The 22,849-nt window shown below is 70.2% G+C and carries 16 protein-coding genes and 3 pseudogenes; 8 read left to right on the top strand and 11 right to left on the bottom strand.

Annotation, left to right across the window (positions count from 1 at the left end):
* Window positions 1-38 precede the first annotated feature (38 nt).
* Window positions 39-329 (bottom strand): annotated as a pseudogene (locus ACFV7R_RS34610) (hypothetical protein); the annotation flags it as partial.
* Window positions 330-514: 185 nt separating this feature from the next.
* Between ACFV7R_RS34610 and ACFV7R_RS34605 the strand changes: the two are divergent.
* Window positions 515-1,039, top strand: a complete 525-nt coding sequence (locus tag ACFV7R_RS34605; RefSeq protein WP_385270622.1) for a DUF6415 family natural product biosynthesis protein — start codon at window positions 515-517, stop codon at window positions 1,037-1,039.
* Here ACFV7R_RS34605 and ACFV7R_RS34600 read toward each other — a convergent pair.
* The 4 genes from ACFV7R_RS34600 to ACFV7R_RS34585 form a co-directional block, all read right to left on the bottom strand.
* Window positions 985-1,482, bottom strand: a complete 498-nt coding sequence (locus tag ACFV7R_RS34600; RefSeq protein ID WP_385270619.1) for a winged helix-turn-helix transcriptional regulator — start codon at window positions 1,480-1,482, stop codon at window positions 985-987. The genes ACFV7R_RS34605 and ACFV7R_RS34600 overlap by 55 nt on opposite strands.
* A gap of 403 nt (window positions 1,483-1,885) precedes the next feature.
* A complete protein-coding gene (locus tag ACFV7R_RS34595) occupies window positions 1,886-2,947 on the bottom strand; it encodes an LLM class flavin-dependent oxidoreductase (protein WP_385270616.1) in 1,062 nt (353 codons plus the stop codon).
* Window positions 2,947-3,471, bottom strand: a complete 525-nt coding sequence (locus ACFV7R_RS34590; protein ID WP_385270613.1) for an SRPBCC family protein — start codon at window positions 3,469-3,471, stop codon at window positions 2,947-2,949. Before ACFV7R_RS34590 ends, ACFV7R_RS34595 begins: the two co-directional genes overlap by 1 nt.
* Window positions 3,472-3,552: 81 nt before the next feature.
* Window positions 3,553-4,659 (bottom strand): acyl-CoA dehydrogenase family protein, encoded by a 1,107-nt coding sequence (locus ACFV7R_RS34585; RefSeq protein WP_385270610.1) that lies wholly within the window; start codon window positions 4,657-4,659, stop codon window positions 3,553-3,555.
* Between the two features lie 109 nt (window positions 4,660-4,768).
* Between ACFV7R_RS34585 and ACFV7R_RS34580 the strand changes: the two genes are divergently transcribed.
* Window positions 4,769-6,004, top strand: a complete 1,236-nt coding sequence (locus ACFV7R_RS34580) for an acyl-CoA dehydrogenase family protein (protein ID WP_385270607.1) — start codon at window positions 4,769-4,771, stop codon at window positions 6,002-6,004.
* 486 nt (window positions 6,005-6,490) lie between these two features.
* On the opposite strand, the gene ACFV7R_RS34575 is transcribed toward ACFV7R_RS34580, so the two are convergent.
* The 4 genes from ACFV7R_RS34575 to ACFV7R_RS34560 form a co-directional block, all read right to left on the bottom strand.
* Window positions 6,491-8,143: a TlrC/CarA/OleB/SrmB family ABC-F type ribosomal protection protein gene (locus tag ACFV7R_RS34575; protein ID WP_385270604.1), complete on the bottom strand. Its 1,653-nt coding sequence runs from the start codon at window positions 8,141-8,143 to the stop codon at window positions 6,491-6,493.
* 443 nt (window positions 8,144-8,586) lie between these two features.
* Entirely contained in the window at window positions 8,587-11,118 is a 2,532-nt protein-coding gene (locus ACFV7R_RS34570; protein WP_385270602.1) for an alkaline phosphatase D family protein, read from the bottom strand.
* A 188-nt stretch (window positions 11,119-11,306) separates the two neighbouring features.
* On the bottom strand, window positions 11,307-11,465 hold the full coding sequence (locus ACFV7R_RS34565; protein ID WP_385270599.1) for a hypothetical protein: 159 nt from the start codon (window positions 11,463-11,465) through the stop codon (window positions 11,307-11,309).
* A 62-nt stretch (window positions 11,466-11,527) separates the two neighbouring features.
* Complete coding sequence (locus ACFV7R_RS34560; RefSeq protein ID WP_385270596.1) at window positions 11,528-12,121, bottom strand: TetR/AcrR family transcriptional regulator; 594 nt, start codon at window positions 12,119-12,121, stop codon at window positions 11,528-11,530.
* A gap of 111 nt (window positions 12,122-12,232) precedes the next feature.
* Between ACFV7R_RS34560 and ACFV7R_RS34555 the strand changes: the two genes are divergently transcribed.
* The 5 genes and pseudogenes from ACFV7R_RS34555 to ACFV7R_RS34535 all read left to right on the top strand — a co-directional run bounded on the left by ACFV7R_RS34555 (window position 12,233) and on the right by ACFV7R_RS34535 (window position 18,989).
* Window positions 12,233-13,243 (top strand): NADP-dependent oxidoreductase, encoded by a 1,011-nt coding sequence (locus ACFV7R_RS34555; RefSeq protein ID WP_385270669.1) that lies wholly within the window; start codon window positions 12,233-12,235, stop codon window positions 13,241-13,243.
* A gap of 549 nt (window positions 13,244-13,792) precedes the next feature.
* Entirely contained in the window at window positions 13,793-14,278 is a 486-nt protein-coding gene (locus ACFV7R_RS34550) for a transposase (RefSeq protein ID WP_385270593.1), read from the top strand.
* A gap of 330 nt (window positions 14,279-14,608) precedes the next feature.
* A pseudogene (locus ACFV7R_RS34545) lies at window positions 14,609-15,523 on the top strand (Tat pathway signal sequence domain protein); the annotation flags it as partial.
* A 177-nt stretch (window positions 15,524-15,700) separates the two neighbouring features.
* Window positions 15,701-17,617, top strand: coding sequence for a glycoside hydrolase family 97 catalytic domain-containing protein (locus ACFV7R_RS34540; RefSeq protein WP_385270590.1), 1,917 nt, complete (start codon window positions 15,701-15,703; stop codon window positions 17,615-17,617).
* A gap of 145 nt (window positions 17,618-17,762) precedes the next feature.
* The gene (locus ACFV7R_RS34535) at window positions 17,763-18,989 is read left to right on the top strand and encodes a glycoside hydrolase family 88 protein (RefSeq protein WP_385270587.1); all 1,227 of its coding nucleotides are present in this window, start codon (window positions 17,763-17,765) and stop codon (window positions 18,987-18,989) included.
* Between the two features lie 41 nt (window positions 18,990-19,030).
* Here the strand turns inward: ACFV7R_RS34535 and ACFV7R_RS34530 are convergent, their stop codons facing one another.
* Both ACFV7R_RS34530 and ACFV7R_RS34525 read right to left on the bottom strand, forming a co-directional pair.
* Window positions 19,031-20,296 (bottom strand): alginate lyase family protein, encoded by a 1,266-nt coding sequence (locus ACFV7R_RS34530; RefSeq protein WP_385270584.1) that lies wholly within the window; start codon window positions 20,294-20,296, stop codon window positions 19,031-19,033.
* On the bottom strand, window positions 20,293-21,972 hold the full coding sequence (locus ACFV7R_RS34525; protein WP_385270581.1) for a glycosyl hydrolase family 28-related protein: 1,680 nt from the start codon (window positions 21,970-21,972) through the stop codon (window positions 20,293-20,295). The genes ACFV7R_RS34530 and ACFV7R_RS34525 overlap by 4 nt, the downstream gene beginning before the upstream one ends.
* A gap of 332 nt (window positions 21,973-22,304) precedes the next feature.
* Between ACFV7R_RS34525 and ACFV7R_RS34520 the strand changes: the two are divergent.
* Window positions 22,305-22,835, top strand: a pseudogene (locus tag ACFV7R_RS34520) (amidohydrolase family protein); the annotation flags it as partial.
* Window positions 22,836-22,849: the final 14 nt, after the last annotated feature.

Genomic DNA, 22,849 nt, shown 5'->3' with positions numbered 1-22,849 from the left:
CGCAACGTGAGGGTCAAGCCGAGTCCGTGAATCTCGCCCTACCCCAACGATGCGACCAACGTTGTGGCCGGGTACAGCCAGCTCGGGCAGATTGCGGCCTCGATGTGGGCGAGTTGGGCGGCGAGGATCTCTTGGAACGCAGCGTGGCGGTCCACCCCGAGGGGGCGGACGTCGCGGGCGAAGTGAGCCAGGGCCGGGAAGCGTTCGGGGCCGGCGCCGAGCACCGCGACGCGAAACAGCTCCATGCCCTGTTCGTACTCTCCAGGGGTGACGGTGCTGACCCCGGCCTCGGAGGCGATCAACGCGGCGATGAGGACCGCGATCCGATGGCAGCCGATCACGAGACCCCGAACGGAAACAACGAACGCATCCGCACCGCCTGGTTTGACCCGGCCAACTCCGAGGCCCTGACCGGAGCACTTGACGCGCTCCTCGCCGACCTCACACAGCCACGCCGGCAGAGACGGGCGCCCAGCCTTGTGCGGCAGCCGCAAGGAACTTCCGCACAACCGCGGTGACGACCCTGTGGATCGCCCCGTGCAGGACCGGTGCACCCCCTGGGCCGCCAGCACCGCGGGGGCCGGCCCGAGATCGGGCCGGGCGTCCATGTCGAGGCGGAAGGTGCCGTACGGGCCGCCGATGGGCTGAGCCATGGTCGCCGCCCCTGGACCCCGAGGAACTGCAGAGCTGGGGGGCGTTCGACGACGGTGCCCTGCTCGATGACGTTGCGGCCGTGCTCGACGATGTCATTCCGCCTGAGGAGCACGTCGACGAACTCGCAGAGCGGCTGCGCGGTCATTCGATGCGGCTTGTGACCATCGCGGTCGCCGCGGAAGCGGAAGAGCGGGATGCCGCAGCAGCCTGGCTCATCGAGCAGACGCGCACGCTTCGCTGCGAGCACCTGCCGGGCGGTCATTGGATCGAAAGCGTGGTGGCACACCCAGACGCGCGCCGCCGCCTCCGCGTCGATGAGGGCCACCCATCTCAGGCGGTAAAGCGGCTCTGGATGTCCGGGCGCTCGGCGAGGTGCGGGGGATAGCCGGGGCCGAGGCGCGGGTGGGTGTCGTCGGCTGTCATCGGTTCCTTGCAAGAGGCGCAAACCACCTCGGCGTTGCTCTTGTGGCCGCAGCGGTCGTGGTGGAAGACCACCGGCGGTCCCTGCTCGCCGCTGAGCCAGCGGTTGCCCCAGGTGTTCATGGCAGCCAACACGCCGAAGAAGTCGCGCCCCTTCTCCGTGAGCACGTAGTCGTAGCGCACCGGCTCGTGCTGGTAGGCCTTCTTCTCCATGAGACCCTCATCGACCAGGCGGCGGAGACGGTCGGTCAAGGTGTTACGAGCGATGCCGAGCTCCTGCTGGAACGCGTCGAACCGCTTGATCCCGTAGAAGGCCTCCCGCAGGACCAGCGGCGTCCACCAGTCCCCGAGCATGTCCATGGTGCGCGCGACGGAACAAGGCCAGTTCGCGAAAGAGGTCCGCCTCATGACCTCAGCATATAGGTCTCACCATAGGACTTAGCATTTCGGACCTATAGATCCGCAAGCCGAGCGGTAAGCAGCCGCAGGGGCGGCTGCCACCGCGGCGACACGCCACAGCGGTCGGGCTTGACCGGCCTTGGCGAAACGGTAGGCCAGGCCCCTGCCCCGGGGGCCCGTGCCGCCAACGACGGTGACCTTGCAGCTGGTCATGCTGCTCCTTGAGCATGGGGACGATGGGGGAGAAACCGGGTTGCGGCAGGAGGCGGCACCGTGGGTTCGCCGCTGTGATGACGAAGGTGCCGAAGGAGAGCAGCCCACGCTGCGCCAGGTCCTGGGCACCAGCCGCCGGCGTGCCGTCCCCGGTCCGGTGCCGGCGCCGGACCGGGGGGGGCGTCTTCGAGCGCCCGGGTTACCGGCCCGGCTCGCGCTCGATGTCACGGACCAGGTCGAGGGCCCGTCCCAGGGTGGTGAGCTTGGCGTCCAGCGTCTCCCCGGCGGGGTAGAAGCGGACGGTGTCGACGCCGGCGTCGCGCCACACCCGCAGCCGGTCCCGCACCATGTCCTCGGTGCCGATGAGCGTGGTGCCCAGCACCATCTCGTCGGTGACCAGGTCTGCCGCGCCGTCCCGGTCACCGGACTGCCAGCGCTCGCGGACCTCGGCGGCCACGTCGGCCCAGCCCTGGCGGCTGTATGCGTTGTTGTAGAAGTTGGTGCTCGCGGAGCCCATGCCGCCCAGGCTGAAGGCCAGTTCCTTCTTCCGGCCGGCCACCATCGCCCGCAGCACGTCCTCGTCCTCGGCGAAGGCCACCTCGGCGCCCTGGCAGATGTCGAGGTCTGCGCGTGAGCGGCCGGAAGCGGTGAGGCCCGCGTCCAGGTGGTCGAAGTAGGCCTCTTTGGCGCCCTCGGGAACGAAGCTGGTGCCGAGCCAGCCGTCGGCTGTCTCGCCGGTCAGGTGCAGCATCTTCGGCGAGAGGGTCGCCAGGTAGACCGGGATGTCGTGCTCGGCGCGCATCGACAGGCGCATGGGCTTGGCGTCCCGACCGGGCAGCGGGATCTGGAACTCCCGCCCGGCGTAGGAGACTTTCTCACCCGCGGCGGCCTGCCGCACGATCTCGACGGTTTCCCGCATCCGTGACAACGGCCGGTCGAAGGGGACGCCGTGCAGTCCTTCGATCACCTGCGGGCCGGATGGGCCGAGTCCCAGCAGGAAGCGCCCCTGGGAGATCTGCGACAGGGTGATCGCCGCTCGGGCGATGGCCATCGGCGTGCGGGTGGCGAGCTGGATGATGCCGGAGCCGAGCAGCATGCGCTCGGTCCGCGCGGCGAGATACCCCAGCGGCGACGGCGCCTCGGAGCCCCAGGCCTCCGCCACCCAGCAGATGTCCAGGCCCAGCTTCTCCGCCTCGGTGACGAAGTCCACCGTCTCCGGCCAACTGCCCCCGGATGCCTCGATCGTGGTCGACGTACGCATCACACACTCGCCTTTCCGGACTCTTCCGCAAGCTTCTTGATCGCCGTGAGAGTGACGCCGATGTTGGTCTCGAACTCCCTCATCCGCACGAAGACGATCTTCTGTTCCTTCTCCGGCATGCGGTCGATGGCGAAGGAGAGTCCGGAGCGGCCCGGCCCCAGCTGCATCCACTGCCTCAACAGCGTTCCGCCGTCCTCGGGTTCGAGGGTGAATCGCCAGATCGCCGAGGGTTGCTCGGGGTCCTCGACCGCCCAGGCGAACACCCTGGGCGGCTCGTACTCCACCACGTGGGAGGTGGTGGCCCACTCACCAAACGCCTCGTGCCTGCTCCGGCCCACGAAGCGGGCCCCCGGCGCGGGTCGTGTTCCCCCGTCCAGCCACTCCACCGACTGCAACTCCGCGCTCATGCGCGGCATCAGCTCGATGTCGGACACCAGCCCCCATACCCGTTCCGGTGGGGCGGCGATCCAGATAGGCACCTCGACCGTCGGCTTGTCCGCGTAGCGCGCGCCCGTCCACTCCATGGCCCGGCAGCCTCCTCATTCAGTGGCGAAGATCCGTAAAGAAGGGTTTGAACATCAAAGTTGCGCAGATGGATGCATTCGTCAGGACAGATGCGCCGACCCGAGGAGACGGTCGGCGAGTACGTCGAGCCGGTGGGCCGGCGAGCCGAGAAGTGAGCGCCGCGCACGGGCGCGCCTGAGCAGTACGTGCGACGGGTGCTCCCAGGTGAAGCCGATGCCCCCATGGGTCTGCAGGGCGTCGGCCGTCACCGACTCGACCGCGTCGGCCGCCGCCGCGAGCGCGGCACGAGCCGCAATGTCGGCGTCGGCGCGCTTGCCGTCGGCGGCGTGGGCCGCCGCCTGGACGAGCATCCAGGCGGCGTCGAGCTGGACGGACCGGTCCGCGAGGACGTGCTTGAGGGCCTGGAACGATCCGATCGGCCGGCTGAACTGCCGACGCTGCCCGGCATACTCAACGGCGCCCTCCAGTGCGCGTCGCCCGGTGCCGATGAGCTCGGCTGCCAGCACGGTGAGCAGGCGAGCGACCGTAATCGCGCCGAGCGGTCCGAGCGGTACGGCGGGCGCGCCGGTCAGCCACAGGCTCGCCATCGGCTCGGTGACGTCCAGCGACTCCACAGAGGTCCGCACGGTGGTCGGTTCGGCGAGCTCCACGAGGGCCGGCCGCGCCGGGACGTCGCCCTCGTCGACGAAGACCAGCAGCAGTTCGGCGTCGAGGCCGAACGGCACCGCTGCCAGCACGCCGTCCGCCGCCGCGCCGTTCAGCGTCAGCGATCCCGCCCGCCGGCCGGGCACCATGTCGGCGGGGAAGGTCTCCCAGGCCGGTACGGCGACGGTGGAGCCGCCCACGACGCCGGCCAGCGCGGCCCGCGCGCCGGGACTGTCGGCGTGCTCGACCAGTACCGCGGCGACGGTCGCGGTGGCGGCGAACGGGATGGTTGGCAGGGCCGCCCCTATCCGCTCGGCCAGGACGCACAGGTCCGCAACACCGCCACCCGAGCCGCCCAGTCTCTCGGGCACGCCCAGGCCGAGCAGTCCGAGTTCGGCGAGCGAGGCCCACAGCTCACGGCTGAGGGTCTGGGGGATGGCACCCCACGGCGGAGGCAGGGCGTTCCTGCGGGCACGGGCGGCGAGCAACCGCTCGGCGGTTCGGCCCAGTTCGAGCTGTTCGCCGGTCGGCGCGAAGCGCATCGGGGCCCTCCTCACGTCGGGGGAAATCCACGGCGCTCAGCATTGACTAGTAAGTCTATCTACGCAACTGTTCTGCTCATCCGCTTACCGAAGACACCAGGAGGCCTTGGTGGGACCGCAGAGCAGCGAACCGGCCGAGCGCTTCCGCGCTTCGGTCCAGGCATTCGTGGCGGACCTGGTCCCGCCGGACTGGCGGGGCATCGGCGCCCTCGACCCGATCGAGCGCGAGACGTTCCAGGAGAAGACGCGGGCCGCGCTCGCCGAGCGCGGCTGGGTTGCCCCGGCATGGCCGCGGGAGTACGGCGGCGCCGGCCTCGGGCCGGCGGAACTGGCCGTCGTCATCGAGGAGCTGACCGCAGCCGGCATTCCGTCCGGCTCGGACAACGACGAGTTCGGCATCACCATGCTGGGCAACACCATGCTGCGCTGGAGCGACCCGAGCCTGCTGCGCCGGTTTCTGCCAAGGATCGCCTCCGGCGAGTATGTCTTCGCGCAGGGCTTCTCCGAGCCGGGCGCCGGCTCGGACCTGGCCTCGCTCTCCCTGCGGGCCGAACGGTCCGACGACCAGTGGGTACTGAACGGGCAGAAGCTGTGGTCCTCCGGCGCACACAAGGCGAACTGGGCGTTCGTCCTGGCCCGGACCAACCCCGACGCCCCGGCGCACCGCGGCATCAGCATGCTCCTGGTCCCCTTGGACCAACCCGGCATCGACATCCGCCCCATCCGCAACCTCACCGGCGAGGCGGACTTCAACGAGATCTTCTTCGACAACGCGACGACCGAACTCGGCCTGGTCGTGGGAGAGGTCGACCGCGGCTGGACGGTTGCCATGACGCTGCTGGGCTTCGAGCGCGGCGCGACCGCGCTCAAGGCGCCGATCCGCTTCCGCAACGAGCTGGACCGGCTGATCGAGCTGGTCCGCGAGCGCGGGCTGCACCGCGACCCCGACATCCGCCGCCGGATCGCCTGGTGCCATGTCCAGGTCGAGCAACTGCGCTGCCACGGGCTGCGCACCGCCGCCATACTGATCGCCGGAGAGGAACCCGGCCCCGCCGCTGCCGCGTTCAAACTGCTCTGGAGCGAATACCACCAGCGGGCCACCGAGCTGGCCGTGGACGTCCTCGGTCTGGACGCGCTGACCCCGACCGGGCGGCCCTCGCCGAACTGGTTCCACACCGACGACCCCGGCGCGCCGAACTCGTCCGCGTCCTGGACCAGCGTCTACCTCAACGCCCGCGCCGGCACGATCTACGCCGGCTCTTCCCAGATCCAACGCGGCATCGTGGGGGAGCTGGTGCTCGGCCTGCCGAAGGAGCCCCGCCCCGCGCCCACTGCCGCACGCTGACTGCCGAGAGCCGAGGAGTATCGGCGATCGTCCGCAGTCCTTACCCGGACATCGCCATCCCGGACGTCGATCGGTCCGAGGTGCTGGGCAGCCCAGTCGGTGAGGTGCCCGGTGCAACCGCCGTCGGCCCAGATGCGCGAGAGCCGCCGATAGCGGCCCGCCGCTGCCGGCAACAGGATCCGGGCGGCGTCCCGGTCGGTCGTGGACGCCGGCGTGACCAGCACGGCCAGAAGGACGCCGAGCGTGTCCCCGTCGCGGTTGACCGTGGCGAATATCCAGCCTGCTTCGGCGAGTTGGTCGACACGGCTTGACTTCTCCATCGGGAAGCCATTCCGAGCGTCACAGTCGGCCGGAGGACAGCGATCGATTCGGGTAGCTGATGTCGGTTTCGATGAAGTCGACTGGATGCCGGGTCGGATTGAGTCGACTGCCGCCCCCATGGTCGGGGAGCCGACGGGGCGGCAGTCGGTAGGGCACGGCCGACTGTCATCCCAACCGGATTCTCGCTGCCTCCGGCAGTTCCAGATGCCCGCCCTGGAACCGCCTCCGTAGGGCGCGATCGTGGGTGACCAGAACGATCGCCCCCGAGTACCCGGTCAGCGCCTTCTCCAGTTCCTCGACCAGCGCCGGTGACAGGTGGTTGGTCGGCTCGTCGAGCAGCAGGAGGTCGGCGGGCTCCGAGACCAGTCGCGCCAGATCCACGCGGCGGCGCTGGCCGTACGACAGCTCGCCCATGCGCAAGTGCAGCTCCGCCGGGCGGAAGAGGCCGAGGGCAAGCAGGGCATCTGCGTGCTCGTCGGCGGAGCCCGCGCGGCCCAGCGCGAACGCCTCGGCCACCGTCAGGCCCGGCGGCCACGGCGTCTCGTCCTGGCGCAGATGGCCCACCCTGCCCGGCACGTGCACCGAGCCCGCGTCCGGCCGCAGCTCGCCGGCGAGCAGCCGCATCAGCGTGGTCTTGCCGACGCCGTTGGGGCCGGTGACCAGGAGCCGGCCGCCGCGGCCGAGGGTGAGGGAGCCCAGCTGGAGGCGGTCTCCTACGCGTACGTCCGACAGCTGTACGGCGGGGAGCTCCGCGGAAGCGGTCTCGGTGCCTTCCCCCGCGAATTCCCCTGCCGTCCCGATCCGCGCCCTGAAGGCCAGCGGGTCCGGCGGCGGCGCCACCGGGTTCGCCGTCAGCCGCTCGACCCGCTCGCGGGCGTTGCGGATACGGGCCATCGCGCCGTGCGCCCGGCCGCGGGCGCGGAAGCCGCCGTGGCCGAAGTTGGCCAGCGGCACCTTGCGCGGGATGGCGTCGAGGCGGACGGTGTGGCCGGCGGCCAGCCGCTCGTTGCGGGCCAGTTCGTCCCGCCATTCCTCGTACTCCTGGAGCCGGCGGCGGCGCTCCGCCGCCTTCGCCCTGCGGTAGCCGGCGTAGCCGTCGCCGTAGCGGATGACCTTTCCCGCCTCGGCCTCCAGGACCGTGGTGGTCAGGCGCTCCAGGAAGACGCGGTCGTGGGTGACCGCGAGCACCGTGCCGGGGTGCGCCCGCAGCTGCGCCTCCAGCCACTCCACGGCCTGATCGTCCAGGTCGTTCGTCGGCTCGTCCAGAAGCAGCAGCTCCGGCCGGCCGGCGAGGACGCCGGCCAGGGCAAGACGGGAGCGCTCGCCGCCGGAGAGGGTGCCGAGTCGGCGCTCACGGCGGAGGGTGGGCAGGCCGAGGTGGTGCAGGGCGATGTCCACCCGGTGGTCGGCGTCGTAGCCGCCCCGGGCCTCATAGCGCTCGAGGAGCACGGCGTACGCGGCGAGTGCCGCCGGGTCCGCACCGTCGCCGAGCGCCTGCTCGGCCCGGCGCAGCTCCGCCTCCAGGGCGCGCAGGTCCGCAAGGGCCAGGTCGACGGCGTCCTGGACGGTGGCGGTCGGGGGCAGGGGGAGGGTCTGTGGCAGATAGCCGATGCCGTCGGCGGCGGTCACGGTCAACTCGCCGCTGTCCGGGCGCTCCTGACCTGCGATGAGGCGGAGGAGGGTGGACTTGCCGGAGCCGTTGTCGCCGATGAGCCCGGCCTTCTCGCCCGGCTTCAGCGTGAAGGAGACCTGGTCGAGGACGGTGCGGCTGGGATAGCGCTTGGTGACGTGGTAAAGGGTGAGTTGTGAGGTGTGCAAGATCGGGTCCCTCCTGGCCGCGGGTTTCAGCCCGGGCCGGATCGGGGTGGATGGCTGCACGGCGGGGCGCGGCGACTGCGGAGCGGTGCTCTACGCGGTCGGCGCCGGCTATCTCACAGGGAACCCATGCGAAGGACGGTACGACACGATGACCGGATTGGCAAGACGATACGTCTCGCCTTGTTGAGCGCATTGGTGCAGGCGGCTTGACCTCGGACGGTGACGGCAACACTGCCGTCACCTGTTCCGTCGGTGCCGGTCGGTGGGTTGCTCAGGCTGCGACTTCCCGGCCACTCGGCGCTGGGCCGGACAACTGAAGCACTCAATGGCCGACTGAAGTGCGCAGTGGCCCAGAGCGGGGCTGCTGCCCTGAACGGTCCGCCGAGACCACGAAGGCCTGTGATGCCATGGGGGCCGACCGGTCGTCCGGCCGGCCCCGTGGTTCACAGCCGGTCGAGCACCGCGAAGGGTTCTGCGTCACCTCCGTTGTCGGCCGCGACGATGCGCCGGCGCAGGGTGAAGGCCCTGCCGGGCGGCAGGGTGACCTTGCGCTGGCTCATGGTCCAGATTCCGCAGGCGTATGCGGTGAACTTCGTGTCCTCGTAGACGAGGCCGTAGGTCTGGCCGTCGAGGCCGGTCATGCCGATCCACGGCGCGGTCGGGGTGAAGTCGGCTGGGGATCCGGCGGTGACGATGCCGGTACCGGGGACGCCGGAGCGCTGGCCCAGGCCGTCGTGGTCGATCACGTCCCCGACCCAGAAGGACTGCTCTGCCGTACCGCGGTTGGTGAAGACGCTCTCCGCGACGACCCACCGCTCGCCGTGGGTGACGGTGTACGTCGTCACGACCTCCAGGTCGGGCACCTGCGTACCCGCGCCGACCGCGCGCACGGCGGCCGTGCGGCCGGAGGCGGTGACGATGTCCACCGTGGTGGTCCGTACGGTCAGCTGCTGCCAGGCGCCGCCGCCGCGCGGCTGGGCGAGCGAGGCGTACGGCAGGTTGAGCCAGTCCAGTTGGTCGAGGTGGCCGACGGCGGCCAGGTCACGAGGCTTGCCGACGGTCACGTTCGGCAGCTGGCCGTCGTTTGAGCCGGCCGAGATCGCCAGGGCGACCATGTCGTTGCCGAGCACGATGTCGGACGTGGTGGCCTCGGACTGCGGGCCCGGTACCGTACGGCCGGTCCTGGCGAACGCCGCCGTCACCCGGCTCACGCGCAGGTCGACCCGGGACGAGCCCTGCCTGCGTACCGTCACCGTGCCACTCGACGGCTCGTAACCGGCGCCGTTCGCGCTGACCTCGTAGGTACCCGCGGGGGCGAAGGCGATGTACTCGCCCGAGGGGGTGGTCGTGGTCCGGGCGAACGGGGTGCCGTCCGGGCCCGTGACGGTGACCTCGGCATTGACCAGCGGTGCGCCGGTGGAGCGGTCGAGCACCCGGCCGATGATCCCGTCGGCCCCGTCCGGGCGCCGCTTGGCGCCGGGGACGCCGTCGTGCACGTCGAAGGAGGCGATGGTGTACGCCGGGGACGCGGCGTCCCGGGAGTTCAGCACGATCCGCAGGTCGCTGCGCCACCGGTCCTCGGTGACCTCGCACAGGACGTAGCCGCGGTAACTGCCGTTGTAGAACTTGACGTGCGGGTTCGCCGCCAGCCCCTGGCGGACATCGTTGTCCCAGCCCGCCCCCGAGGAGATCGACGTACCGACGAACTCGGTGGCGATCACCGGCGAGCCGGGGTCGGTGAAGTCGCTCTTGAGGTCGTTGACCCAGTGAGTGTGCCAGTCGCCGCTGAGGACCACGGGGTTGGACGGCTTGCGCTTGGCGATGTGGTCCAGGATGCGCGACCGGGCGGCCGGATAGCCGTCCCACTGGTCGAGGTTGACGACCTGGCCCGGACCGAGGTCGTAGTCGAAGGCCGCCATGATCGTCTGCTGGGCGATGACGTTCCACCGGGCCGTGGACGCATCGAGCTGGTCGAGCAGCCAGCGCTCCTGCTCGGGGCCGGTCATGGTGCGGGATTCGTCGTAGACCTCGCCGGTCGGCTCCTTACGGCCGTCGCCGAGCGCCTGGTCGCTGCGGTACTGGCGGGTGTCCAACACGTTGAACTGAGCGAGCTTTCCGAACTTCACCGCCCGGTACATCAGGGCGTCCGAGCCGACGGCGCGCTGCGCGGGACGCATGGGCAGGTGCTCGTAGTACGCCTGGTAGGCGTTGGCGCGCCGCTCCAGGAACGGCCGGCCGTCGCCCGCGCCGCCGGGGACGTCGGCGGCGTAGTTGTTCTGGACCTCGTGGTCGTCCCAGGTGAGGAAGAACGGGAACCGGGCATGGACTTCCCGCAGGTCCGGGGAGGTCTTGTAGAGGGCGTAAAGCCGCCGGAACTCCTCCAGGGAGCCCTTGCTGGTCTCGTAGATGTAGTCGCCGAGGTGGACGACGAAGTCGACGTCCTGCGTGGCCAGGTCGCGGTAGGCGGGATACGGGCCGCCCGCCCAGGCCTGGCAGGAGACGAAGGCGAAGCGCATCCGGTCGGCGGCCGTGCCCGGCGCGGGCAGGGTGCGGGTGCGGCCGGTACGGCTGTACACGCCGTCGGCCTGGAAGCGGTACCAGTACCAGCGGTCGGCGTCGAGGCCTTCGGCGGTCACATGGACGGTGTGCGCGGACTCGGGCGTGGCCGTGACCTCGCCGGAGCGCAGGACGTGCCGGAAGTCCTCGTCGCGGGCCAGCTCCCAACGCACGGATACCGACTGGGCCGGCATGCCGCCGGTCTCCACGTCGAAGGGGTCGGTACACAGCCGGGTCCACAACACGACGCTCTCGTGGTCCGGTTCGCCCGAGGCGACGCCGAGGGTGAAGGGCGCCGGGTCAAGTTCCGCGGCGCGGGCTTCGGTTGAGGTCCCGATCAGCTGATTGACCATCGCGGCGCCGAGGGTGCCACCGGTCAGTGCCAGGAATCTCCGTCTGTCGAGGGAGGGGAAGGCCATGGTTGGCAGGTCTTTCTGTGGGACGTCTGTGCCGTGGGGGGCGACGAACGGAGCGTTCGCGACCAGAGCGATCAGCAGATGACATTCACCTGAACTGTGCATACTGCTCACGCAGAGTCCTGCGGGCTCCGTCACGCTCACGCCCCCGGACAGGGCCGCGGCGGCCGGAGAGGCGGGCTGTATACGCTTCAAGGCGAAAAGCGAGCGCCCCACGGGTGCTGTCTGGCACGTACGGCACCGCTCTGCAGCAGTTCTTCCTCGGCCCATACGTAGCCGAAGTGCCGGGCCATGTGTACCAGGGCCCGGCGCAGTACGGCCTGGCGTTCCTGCCGGTGCATGGTGGGCAATCTGGTGATTGTGACGGCCGTCTCCGGCCGGGTGTCGCCCTCTCCGGGGCCCGGTGCCCATGTCAGCCACGGGTCTGAGGGCGGCGTTCCCCCTTGGTGTGGCTGCTCCCTGCGCTCGTCAGAATCGCGCCGGCGACAACCTCGAAGAGGCGATCGGCGCGTGGCGCGAGCGAGGGCTGATCGCCGAGCCAAGCGAGCATGGCCACCAGCGCGAACAGATCGGCGCCATCGATGTCGCTGCGCGCCATGCCCGCGGTCTGGGCGCGGGTGAGGAGCCGCGCACCGGCTGTGCGCAGGGTGACGCACGAAGCGTGGAGTGCGGATTCGGGGTCCTCGATGGCGGCTGCCATCAGCACGGTCACGCCCCGGTACTCGGTGGTCCACGCGACGCAGTCGCGCAGCCACGAAACGAGAGCGTCTTCGGGCGAGCTCGACGTCTCGAGCTCGTCTGCCTTCGCCGTCAGTTCGTCGAAGCTCGTGCGGAGCAGGGCATCGAGCAGCGCCTCGCGCGTCGGGAAGTGCCGCAGCAGCGTCGCGAGCCCGACATCGGCCCTGCGCGCGATGTCGCGCAGTGACACGTCGACGCCTTGCTCGGTGATGGCGGTGCCCGCTACTGCGAGCAGGTGGTCGCGGTTCTTCCTGGCGTCGGCCCGCATCTGTCCCTCTTGACTATCCGGATCAGTGGTCCATATATTCGGATCAGTGGTCCATTTATGTGGACCACTGATCCGAATGAGCGTATCCCGCGGCGCGGGCAGGAGAAAACGATGCCGGCACACACGATGGGGGCGGTCCGGCTCCATGAGCACGGCGGCCCTGAGGTTCTGCGTTACGACGAGGTGCCGATTCCCGAGCCGGGGCCGGGCGAGGTGCTCCTTCGCGTTCACGCGGCCGGCGTCAATCCTCCGGACTGGTACCTGCGCGGCGGGCTGACCAGGATGCCCGGGGAGACGGAATCGACGGTCGGCCTGCCGGTGATTCCGGGGACGGACGTGTCGGGAGTCGTCGAAGCCGTCGCCGCGGACGTGGACGGCCTCGCCGTAGGTGATGAAGTCTTCGGTCTTCTGCGTTTTCCCAGCTTCGACGGCAGCGCATACGCCGAGTACGTGGCCGCACCTGCGTCGGACCTCGCACGCAAGCCGGCCGGCGTCGACCACGTGCACGCCGCCGGGGCGCCCATGGCCGGGCTCACCGCGTGGCAGTTCCTGATCGAGCTCGGACACGATCACCCCTCGCCCTTCCAGGAGGCACGGCATCGCCCGACGGCGCTCGACGCCGGCACGACGGTGCTCATCAACGGCGCCGCGGGCGGCGTGGGGCACTTCGCGCTACAGCTGGCGAAGTGGAAGGGCGCACAGGTCATCGCGGTGGCATCGGGCGCGCATGAATCGTTCCTGCGCGAACTCGGCGCCGACCGGTTCATCGACTACACCAAGAGTCGTCCCGAGGACCTCGTGCACGACGTCGACCTCGTTCTCGACACCGTCGGCGGCCCCGACAGCAGCCGTTTCCTGCGCACGCTCAAGCGCGGCGGCTCCCAGTTCCCCGTGTTTCCCGGGGACTTCGACGAAGAAGAGACCGCGAAGCTGGGCGTCACGGTCTCGAGCGCCCAGGTCCGCTCGAACGGCGCGCAGCTCGCTGAACTGGGACGCCTGCTCGACGCGGGCACGGTCCGCGTCGCGATCGACAGCACGTTCGCGCTCGCGGATGCCCGAGCAGCGCACGAACGCGCCGCCCGAGGGCACATCCAGGGCAAGATCGTACTCACGGTCGCTTAGAAACGAGTCTCCTTCATCGCCACCTGCGAGGGTGGGATACGCAGCCCGGAATCGCCGCGGTGACGGGGCCGGTCGAACATGGGGACCGGTGACTCGACGGTGGCGCGAACCGGCGCATGATCTCGCCCGCGCAGAAGGCTGAAGGCCGGGCAACGGCCGCGTCAGGCCAGCCTCCGTGACCGGGACACCGAACATCGCCACCCCGCGCAGTCGGCGCTTGCCGAAGCCGATCGCCGGGAGCTGGTTCTGCCGAGCGGACCGCAGTGGGACCAGGCGGGCAGCACCGCGTTGCCCGGCGACCGGATTGAGCCCCTGTTCGCCGGCGAACGCCTCGACAAGACCGCCTACAGCCGATCAGGACCGAAGCTCACACGGTCCATCGGCAGCTGGTCCCGCTGTGGCGCCGCCGGGCCCGCGGCACACGCGTCGCGCTGCTCGAGACCCCCCTCGGGGAGAACCTCACCCTTCTCGATCCGGCCGCCGACGACCTGCGGATGGACGACCTGGTCTTCGAGTCCGCCTTCCAAGACGAGCGCATGGCCGCGGCGAGTGCATCAACTCACCCGAGGCCCGCCGCAGAGAGATCACTCTGCGCCCCGCGAGGAGCACCAGGCCCTTCACGAGGCCCGCGCTCTCCAGCAGACCGACGAGTGGAAACAGCGCTACAAGATCCGCGCCGGGGTCGAGGGCGCGACCTCACAAGCAGTACTTGCCCATGGGCTGCGTGCATCCCGCTACCGAGGCTTGGCCAGGACCAGCCTTCAGCACCAGCTCACCGGTGCCGCGATCAACCTCGGCCGCATCGACGCATGGCTCACCAACCGACCACGAGCCCGCACATGCTGGTGGTACGACAGGGAGCCGACCACCCTCGACGGCACCACCCACCCGTGGAGCAGGACCGTCCATCACGCCCGCCCCCCTGGCTCGGCGGAGACCCACCCGCACGAACAGCCATCTCGCGCGCCGTGCATGCCGGCTCACCCCAGCCGCCCGGCTACGGGCCACGGCCCACGTCAGGGGCGGCAACGGTGATCCTCGAATCCCGACCGCCTGGGCTGCCGTCGCCCGCATGTCCTACCGAGGTGCAGACAACACCGATACATCGGAGGAGTCAAGACTTGGGTGTGACTCTCTGACGTGGCATGAAGTTCCAGTCGGCCCATTAGTGCCGTACAGGAGCCCAGCTCTAGGTGCTGTCGAACTCATTGACAGGTACACGAAGCATGCTTACGTTCACCGATACACCCGATGTTTCGAGGATTCGTCTGGAGGACGAAGATGACCTCACAGCCGGGAAACCGCTCGCCGGTGCCCCGCAGAGCCGTACTCGGCACCGCGCTGGGCGGCGCGGCAGCAGCGGCCCTGCCCGGCACGCTCTCGCCCGAATACCCGGTCGTGCCGCCGCAGGACACCAACTACGACCTGGCCCTGATCCGCTGGGGCTGCCAGACACTCATCGAGTCCGCCGAACTGCTCGGCATCGACGACGAGTTGACCCCACGCTGGCAGGAGGTGCTGGCCAAGCTCACGCCGTACCCGGTCGACGACAACGGCTTCATGATCGGCGCCGGCACCGCGTACGCCCAGTCCCACCGGCACTACTCGCATCTGCTGATGGTGTACCCGCTGTACCTCGTCAACTGGGACCAGCCCGAAAGCCGCGACCTGATCGCGAAGTCGGTGGCTCACTGGCACGCGCTGACCGGCGCCCACCGGGGCTACAGCTACACCGGAGCCGCCTCGATGGACGCGATGACCGGTGACGGCGACACCGCGATCACATACCTGCGGAAGTTTTTCGACACCAGCACCCGCTACCCGTGCCAGGCCAACACGCACTACACGGAGGCCGGTCCGGTCATCGAGACGCCGCTGTCCGCCTCGCAGTCCCTGCACGACATGTTCTGCCAGAGCTGGGGCGGCATGATCCGCGTCTTCCCGGCCGTCCCGTCCGCCTGGGCGGACGTCACCCTGCACGACTTCCGGACCCAGGGTGCCTTCCTGGTCAGCGCCGTCCGCACGGCGGGTGCCACCCGGTTCATCCGGATCAGGAGCCTGGCGGGCGAGCCGCTCAAGCTCCGCCACGGTCTCAGCGGAACTCTCACCGTACTGCTGGACGACGGCACCCCGGCCCGCACCCAGGACCTGGGCGACGGCACCCTCGCCATCGACCTGCCCCGGGGCCGCGAGGTACTCGTCCACTCCGGTTCCCGGCCCGACCTCGTCATCGGCCCCGTCGCCGTCAGCGAACCGGGCCCGGCCTGGGGCCTGCCGTAACGACCCTCGCACGCGGCACACCCCGTGGTTCCGGCCCGCCGCCACGGCAGCGGGCCCGCACGGCCGTACGGCCCGAACAGCCCCCGTACAGACCCTGTTACGTCCCCCGCACGCCCGTCAGCCGGGCACACCCCGCCCGACATCCCACCTCGACATCCCACCCCCGGGAGGGTTCTCATGGCGGTTCCGATCAGGACCGCGGTCGCCGCGCTCTGCGCCGGGTTGGCGGCCACACTCTTCATCACCGTGCCCGCGCGCGCCGACCGGGACGCCGGCTCCCGCGCACAGGTCTGGGCCGTGTCCGGCCCCGAGCGTGCCGCCGCGGCGCACGAACCGCGCGCACGGGTGTCCCTGGACGACACCACCGGCAGGCTGAGCCTGTCGGTGTCCCGCGGCGGCCGGACGGTCATCGAACCGTCGCCGGTCGGCATCGTCACCCAACAGGCCGATCTCTCCCAGGACTTGCGCTTCCTGCACCGCAAGGACCGGCTGGTCGACGAGCGGTACCGGAGCAAGTCCGGCAAACGACTGGAACGACGGGTCCTCATGAACGAAACCCGTCTGTCCTTCGCCACGGCCGCCGGAGCCAGGCTCGACCTCGTGGTCCGCGCCTCCGCCGACGGCATCGCCTACCGCTACGTCCTGCCCGCCGAGTACGGCGGCGTACTCGGTGAGACCTCCGCCTTCAACCTGCCGCCGGACGCGAGCGCGTGGCTGTCCACCTACCGGGCCGACAACGAGGGCCGGTTCGCCCAGTACACGGCCGCGACAGCACCCACCGGCGAGTACTCGGACCAGGCACTGTTCGCCACCGGCGGCGGGTACACCCTGCTCGCCGAGTCCGACCTCACCGGCACCTACTCCGGCGCCCGGCTCGCTCACGACCAGGGCACCGGCACCTACCGCATCAAGCTCGCCGACACCACGGTCCCCACCGACGGCCCCCTCGCCACCCCCTGGCGGGCCATCGTCACCGGCGACCTCGCCACCGTCACCCGGTCCACCTTCACCGACGACCTCGCCCCCGCCTCGAAGGTCGCCGACACCTCCTGGATCCGGCCCGGCACCGTGTTGTGGACCTGGCTCGCGGGCGGCAGGGAGGCCGGACAGAGCCTCGCGGCGCAGAAGGCGTACGTCGACTACGCGGCCGAACGGCACTGGCCCTACGAGGCCGTCGACGCGGGCTGGTACTTCAAGGCCGACGAGTGGGACACCACCGACCCGAACTGGCAGACCAACAGCTGGATGCCGGAACTCGTCGAGTACGCGCGCGCCAAGGGCGTCGGAATCATCGTCTGGATCCACCAGCGTGACCTCGACACACCCGAGGAACGCGCCCAGTGGCTGCCCACCCTCGAGCGGTGGGGCGTCAAGGGAGTCAAGATCGACTTCATGGACTCCGAGGCGCAGTCCATGCTCCAGTGGTACGACACCATCCTCCAGGAGACGGCCGCCCACCACCTCATGGTCAACTTCCACGGCTCGACCGTCCCCAAGGGCATCCAGCGCACCTGGCCCCAGGTCATGACCCTGGAGGGCGTCGCCGGGGAGGAGAAGCGGACCAACACCGCCGCCCACCTCACCACCCTGCCCTTCACCCGCAACGTCATCGGCTCCATGGACTTCACCCCCGGCGCCTTCCAGCGCGTCGGCCTGCGCCCCAACTCCGACGCGGCCGAGGTCGGGCTCACCGTCGCCTACGAGTCGGGCCTGCAGATGTTCGCAGGCACCCCCGAGTCGTACGACGCCCGGCCGCTCGCCCGGGACTACTTCGACCAGGTTCCCGCGGCCTGGGACGACACCCGGCTGCTCACCGGTCGGCCCGGCCGGGAAGCCGTGCTCGCCCGGCGCAGCGGCGACCGCTGGTTCCTGGGTGGCGTGTACGCCGGCACCGCCCACACGGCGGAGGTGCCACTGACCATCGGCTCCGGACGATGGCTGGTCGAGACGATCCGGGACGGCGCCGACGGGCTGGTCCAGGACCGGCAGGTACTGCGCGGCGGCGACTCCCTCAGCGTCGACGTCGTCGACAACGGCGGCTTCGCCGGGATCGCCTGCCCCTGGCGTCCGGGCGTCACCACCTGCTCCCGCTGACCGAGATCTCCGGCCGGGCGTCCTACTGGGCGCCCGGCCCGCTGTTCACGTTGATGAACTGTGCTCACATGGGTGTACATCGTCGGGTCTGTTGTGCAACGCTCGGTCAACTCCTTTCTCGGACCGACCAGTTGGAGGGACGGGCATGACTGTTTCCCGGCGTACTGTCCTGGCTACGGCGGCCGGCGCCGCAGCGGTATGCGTTTCCTCGACACCAGCCGCGAGCGCGGCCGAGGCCCGGACACCGGCACCCACACTGCGCACGCTCCGCGCGGCGGCCGACTACGCCGTCGAGAAGGTCCGCACCGTCGCGCCGGGCGTGACTGCCTTCCCCGTCGGGACGAAGTTCGAGAAGTGGACCTACTCGCAGAACGGCGACTGGGTCGGCGGGTTCTGGCCGGGAACGCTGTGGATGGCGTGGCTCTACAGCAAGGACGAGGCCTTCCGTGCGGGGGCCCTGACGTCGGCGGAGAAGCTGGCCCCTCGCCAGTACGACACCGGCACGCACGACCTCGGATTCCTCTTCTACCCGTCGTGGGTCACCGCCTGGCGGCTGACGGGCGACAGCGCATGGCGGACGGGCGCCGTACGAGCGGCCGACTCCCTGATCCAGCGGTACAACCCACGCGGGCGCTTCATCCGGGCGTGGGGCGCACTGACCGACCCGAAGAACGCGGGCCGGGTCATCATCGACACGATGATGAATCTCGACCTGCTGGCGTTCGCGAGCCGGCAGACCGGCGACGCCAAGTACCTGGACATCGCCGTGGAGCACGCCAAGACCACGCAGCGGCTGTTCCCGCGTCCGGACGGATCGACCCCGCACGTGTACGACTTCGACCCGGACAGCGGCGCACCCATCGGCCCGAACACCGTGCAGGGTTACAGCCCCACGTCGTGCTGGTCGCGTGGACAGGCGTGGGGACTGTACGGATTCACCACGATGTACCGGCGGACCGGGAACGCGGAGTTCCTGGCCACCGCGCGCAGACTCGCGGACTTCGCGGTGGGCGCGCTGCGCCCGGACCACGTTCCGGTGTGGGACTACCGTGCTCCGCAGCAGCCCCACGACATCAAGGACGCGTCGGCCGGCGCGATCATGGCGTGCGGTCTTCTCGACCTGTCCGCGGCCACCGGCAGGAACACCTATCGTGAGGTGGCGCTACGCCTGCTCACCGCACTGTCGGAGACCTGTCTGACGAAGAACTCGGCCCGCGCGGACGCGGTCGTGGCCCGCTGCACCCGCAACCGCCCGGCCGAGGACGGCATCGAGATCTCCCTCCCGTACGCCGACTACTACCTGCTGGAGGGCATCCTGCGCGTGCTGCAGCCGCAGGACGTCGACCGGGCGATCGACCTGTCGACGGTCTGACCGCCGGCGCACGGATGCCCTCGGAGCAGGACAGGCGCCGGTCAGCCCGCGATGGAGTCCAGCTGCTCTGCCGCTGGACGCAGGGCCCACAGGTCGCCGCCGGGCGGCTCCTGCAGCAACGGAACGGCCTTCTGCGCCCGCTTGTCTCCCGCATCGGCGGCCGCGTGCACGACGTCGGTTGCCGCGTACCGGTGGAATTCGAGCTCCGGATGCGGCCAGGCGGCGGCTCCCGTCGCGGCGGGCAACAGGTAGTCCACAGCCTTGAACAGGCTCTGCCCGTCCGGACCTTGGTACGCCCACAGATTCACCCCGACCTGCCGGCCGATGGCCGCGAGGCGGGTGTAAGCCACCAGGTCGAACGTCGAGTAGTGCCAACTCCGGGTCCGGGTCAGCTCCTGGGGCTGGCTGCCGTCAGCCGCGATCTGCGGTGCGATGCGCTTGCTCCGGGCGTCCAGGACCGTCCGGCGGGCCAGATCCTTGTCGCCGGTCGCGTAGGCCAGGCCGGCGAGCTGCATGTCGTAGAAGGTGCCGTGGTTGTTGGTGGCGGCGGCCTCCTGCTTGCCGAAGTCGCTGTTCTTGAGCCAGTCGAGGAATTCGGCGTTCCACTTGGTCATGCCGGCGCGGTCGGTCGCGGTCCAGCCCGGAGCGCCGGTGGCCAGCAGGGCGAGCGCGTCGAGGACGCTGGTGTACGACTGCGAGAAGTCGATGATGCCGATGGCGCGGCCGTCGTACTTGCAGGGGATGAACTGCGCGTGGTTCAGGTTCGGGTTCATCCTCGTGGCCGGATCGAGGAACCAGGTCCGCAGCACCTGCCCGGCCTTCTCGGCGTACCGCTTGTCGCCGGTGTAGTACCAGGCGAGGGAGAGGTCGTAGGCGGAGTCGAAGGTCCTCTCGACGTCCTGGCGGTCGGTGCCGGTGTCGACCTCGGGGTTGCGCTCGCCGTCGCGCTGCACGTACGGGCAGCCCCACGGGTTGTCGGAGGTCGGGGGCTGGGAGGGCCACCAGTACGGCGCCTGGCTGAGGTAGTCGTGGATGTCGCCGCCGGGAGCGGGCTTGGGCTTGTCGACGACCGTCCAGGGGCCCTGGTCCAGCCACCTGTCGGCGCGGACCGTCAACGCCCTGACGGCTCTGCGGAGTTGCGGGTCGCCGTGATCCAGACGGACCTTGGTCTGCTGCAGACGGGCGCCGTCCATGACGGCGGTGTGCGGGACGCGGGGCGGTGACTGTGCTGCCACCGGCGCCGAGGCTCCTGTGGTGAAGGCGACGAGGGCTGCCAAGAGGATGCAGAGGCGGGATCGTGCGCTCATACATCCACTCCGTTCATGTCAGTGGTCCCGCGGACGAGCCGCCGCTGGGCCTCGTACAGGTTCGGCGGCCGGACCGCGTGCGCGCTGCCGTACAGCTCCAGACGCGTATGCAGGTCGCCCGTGAAATCGGGAACGTCGATCTGGTCGAACTCCGTGACCTCGTTGACGCCGACGGTGGCGGAGTACGGCGCCAGCGCGTCGATCTTCACCAGGCCCGCTCGGCCGTTGGTGACGCGGATGTTCCAATGCGTGAAGCGGGCGCCGAACAACGGACCGGCGCTCGCGTCACCACCGTGGCGGCCGTTGTTGTTCACCGTGATGTCGGTGCGGACATTGGCGAAGGGCAGGCCGCGGTGGCTGTCGAAGGTGCCCATCCGCATGTCACCGTGCGACCAGACGTTGTACGACGACAGTCCCTCGACATTGATGCCGTGCAGTTGGGTGTTCGACGGTGCGGGGCTGGTGCGCTCCTCGATCGTGAAGTCCTCGATGAGGTTGTCGTGCGAGCCCTCGCGGCAGAAGTAGGGATGATGGGAGCCGCGGCCGGCGACCCGCGTCCGGCGCAAGGTGCACGCGGAGGCGGCTACGAGCCCGAAGCCGTTGTCGACATGGCGGACCGTCACGTCGTCCACCCAGCAGTCGTAGGCGCACTGCAGGACGACGCCGTTGTAGCCCTTGTCGAGCAGGTGCGGCTGCTGGGGCACCTCCGCCGCCTCGAGGGTCAGGCCCTCGACCCCTGAGTCTGTCAATGCCGGTACATGAGTGGTCAGTTGCGGGTTCCACTCCGGGCGCACGTCGAGCGGGAGCGGGCGTTCGAGGGTGACGCGCCGGCCACGGACCCGGGCGATGCGGACGGGCCATTCGTACGGGACGTACGACGTCAGTTTCGTCTTGTCGTCCCAGAAATAGGCCTCCGGTCCCGGTCCGCCACCGCACATGTGCTCAAGGAGGGTGTGGTCCGCGTCGTCGGCGAGCCGAAGCAGGACCAGGGCGCCGGGGCGCAGCGACGACGCGTCAGTGACCGTCACCGTCCAGGAACCCTGCCGCGCCGGGGCGACCGCCGTGAGCGTTCGCCACTCGTCGCGCCCGTTGCCCGTCCAGCCCTCGAAGGGCCACGCCTTCGCCCTGATCGCGGCGACGAGAGAGTCCCACCGGGCCTCCGGGGCCAGCCAGATCAGACCGCCCGCCCACGACCAGGCCGACTTGTCACCGCCGTAACGGGAGCCGTACACGCCGATCAGTTCGGTGAGGTTCTTCGTCGCGTACAGCGTCGTACGGCCGCTGCCCGCCCCCCTGAGGATCACGTTCGAGCTGCCTATCCGGATCACGTCGTCGATGCGGAACGTGCCCGGCGGAATGATGACCGTGCCACCGCCGCCCGTGCCGGCAGCCGCGATGGCACGGTTGATCGCGGGAGCGGAGTCGGTCGTGCCGTCCGCCACGGCGCCGAAGTCGCGTACGTCGGCGACGACGGGACGGCGGGGGAAGCGCACCGCCCCGCCGTGGCAACCGGCCCGGCCGATGTACGGGATCTGCGGGTGAGTGAAGGGAGTGCGGCTCAACTCCCGCCACAGGACCGGGACGTCGGCCGAGGCGGTACTCCCGTCAGCTGCCGCCGCGGTACCGGCACCGGCGGCCACGGCGACGGCGCTGCCCAGCAGGGCGCGTCTGGTCATGCCCCTGACATTCGGGTTCTGTGCGGCGCCCGTGTGAGCGTTTCTCATACCCGTCCGCCCTTCCCATGTTTGCTTCCATGGATATGAACGACGTTCAGATCTGCGTCGAGCGGTGAGCATGCCACGACCCTCTTGAGTGGGAAAGAGGTTGCGCGACGGTTATTGGCGTGGACCTACACGGTCGGACGGCAGGACTTCCGGGTCAGATGCGTGAACAGCCGTGCGGCCGACCGGAGCGCCGACCCGCTCTTGGCGGCACTGGCGTACCGTTCCTGATCAGTGAGCAGGAGTGGGTCTTGGACCCACTGCCCGGCACTGCGCGCATCCCGAACGGTTCTGGGTGCGCTGGTCGCCCGCGTTCCTTGGTGTCTTCCTGTCCGGGCGCGACGGCGCCGGACGAGCTGCTGCCCAGGTTCGAGCAGCTCGGAGTGGCGGCGTCCATGCAGCCGCCGCACACCGCCCACACCCGCGCCGACGAGTGGTCCCGCCGGCTGGGCGCCGACCGTGCCCGCCACGCCTGGAGGCTGCGAGACCTGCGCGACGCGGGCGCCACGGTCGCCCTGGGCTCGGACTGGCCCATCGCCCACTACGGCGTCCGCCAGGTCCTGGCGACAGCTCGCCGGCCTCGTGGCGCGGCCTCCGCCCGGGCCGGGCCGACCGGACCGGAGGCACTGGAGGGCTGCACCGCCCACGCCGCCCGCGCCGCGTGCGAATCGGTCACGGCCGGCCGCATCACCCCGGGCCACCGCGCCGACCTCACAGCCCTGGGGGTCGACCCGACGGCGGCTCCGGCCGACGAACTGGCCGAGGCCCCCGTCCGGCTGACTGTGACGGGCGGTCACGTGATCCACCACGAACAGTGACAGCATTGCCCTCG

The organism is Streptomyces sp. NPDC059866 (assembly GCF_042731325.1).
GTDB lineage: Bacteria > Actinomycetota > Actinomycetes > Streptomycetales > Streptomycetaceae > Streptomyces > Streptomyces flavusporus.
This window is presented reverse-complemented; position numbering and strand designations above follow the sequence as displayed.

Bases quoted from the DNA above. Each gene is read 5' to 3' on its own strand.
- ACFV7R_RS34600 (WP_385270619.1), bottom strand. From the start codon at position 1,482: ATGAGGCGGACCTCTTTCGCGAACTGGCCTTGTTCCGTCGCGCGCACC.
- ACFV7R_RS34595 (WP_385270616.1), bottom strand. From the start codon at position 2,947: ATGCGTACGTCGACCACGATCGAGGCATCCGGGGGCAGTTGGCCGGAG.
- ACFV7R_RS34590 (WP_385270613.1), bottom strand. From the start codon at position 3,471: ATGGAGTGGACGGGCGCGCGCTACGCGGACAAGCCGACGGTCGAGGTG.
- ACFV7R_RS34585 (WP_385270610.1), bottom strand. From the start codon at position 4,659: ATGCGCTTCGCGCCGACCGGCGAACAGCTCGAACTGGGCCGAACCGCC.
- ACFV7R_RS34570 (WP_385270602.1), bottom strand. From the start codon at position 11,118: ATGGCCTTCCCCTCCCTCGACAGACGGAGATTCCTGGCACTGACCGGT.
- ACFV7R_RS34560 (WP_385270596.1), bottom strand. From the start codon at position 12,121: ATGCGGGCCGACGCCAGGAAGAACCGCGACCACCTGCTCGCAGTAGCG.
- ACFV7R_RS34555 (WP_385270669.1), top strand. From the start codon at position 12,233: ATGCCGGCACACACGATGGGGGCGGTCCGGCTCCATGAGCACGGCGGC.
- ACFV7R_RS34540 (WP_385270590.1), top strand. From the start codon at position 15,701: ATGGCGGTTCCGATCAGGACCGCGGTCGCCGCGCTCTGCGCCGGGTTG.
- ACFV7R_RS34535 (WP_385270587.1), top strand. From the start codon at position 17,763: ATGACTGTTTCCCGGCGTACTGTCCTGGCTACGGCGGCCGGCGCCGCA.
- ACFV7R_RS34530 (WP_385270584.1), bottom strand. From the start codon at position 20,296: ATGAGCGCACGATCCCGCCTCTGCATCCTCTTGGCAGCCCTCGTCGCC.
- ACFV7R_RS34525 (WP_385270581.1), bottom strand. From the start codon at position 21,972: ATGACCAGACGCGCCCTGCTGGGCAGCGCCGTCGCCGTGGCCGCCGGT.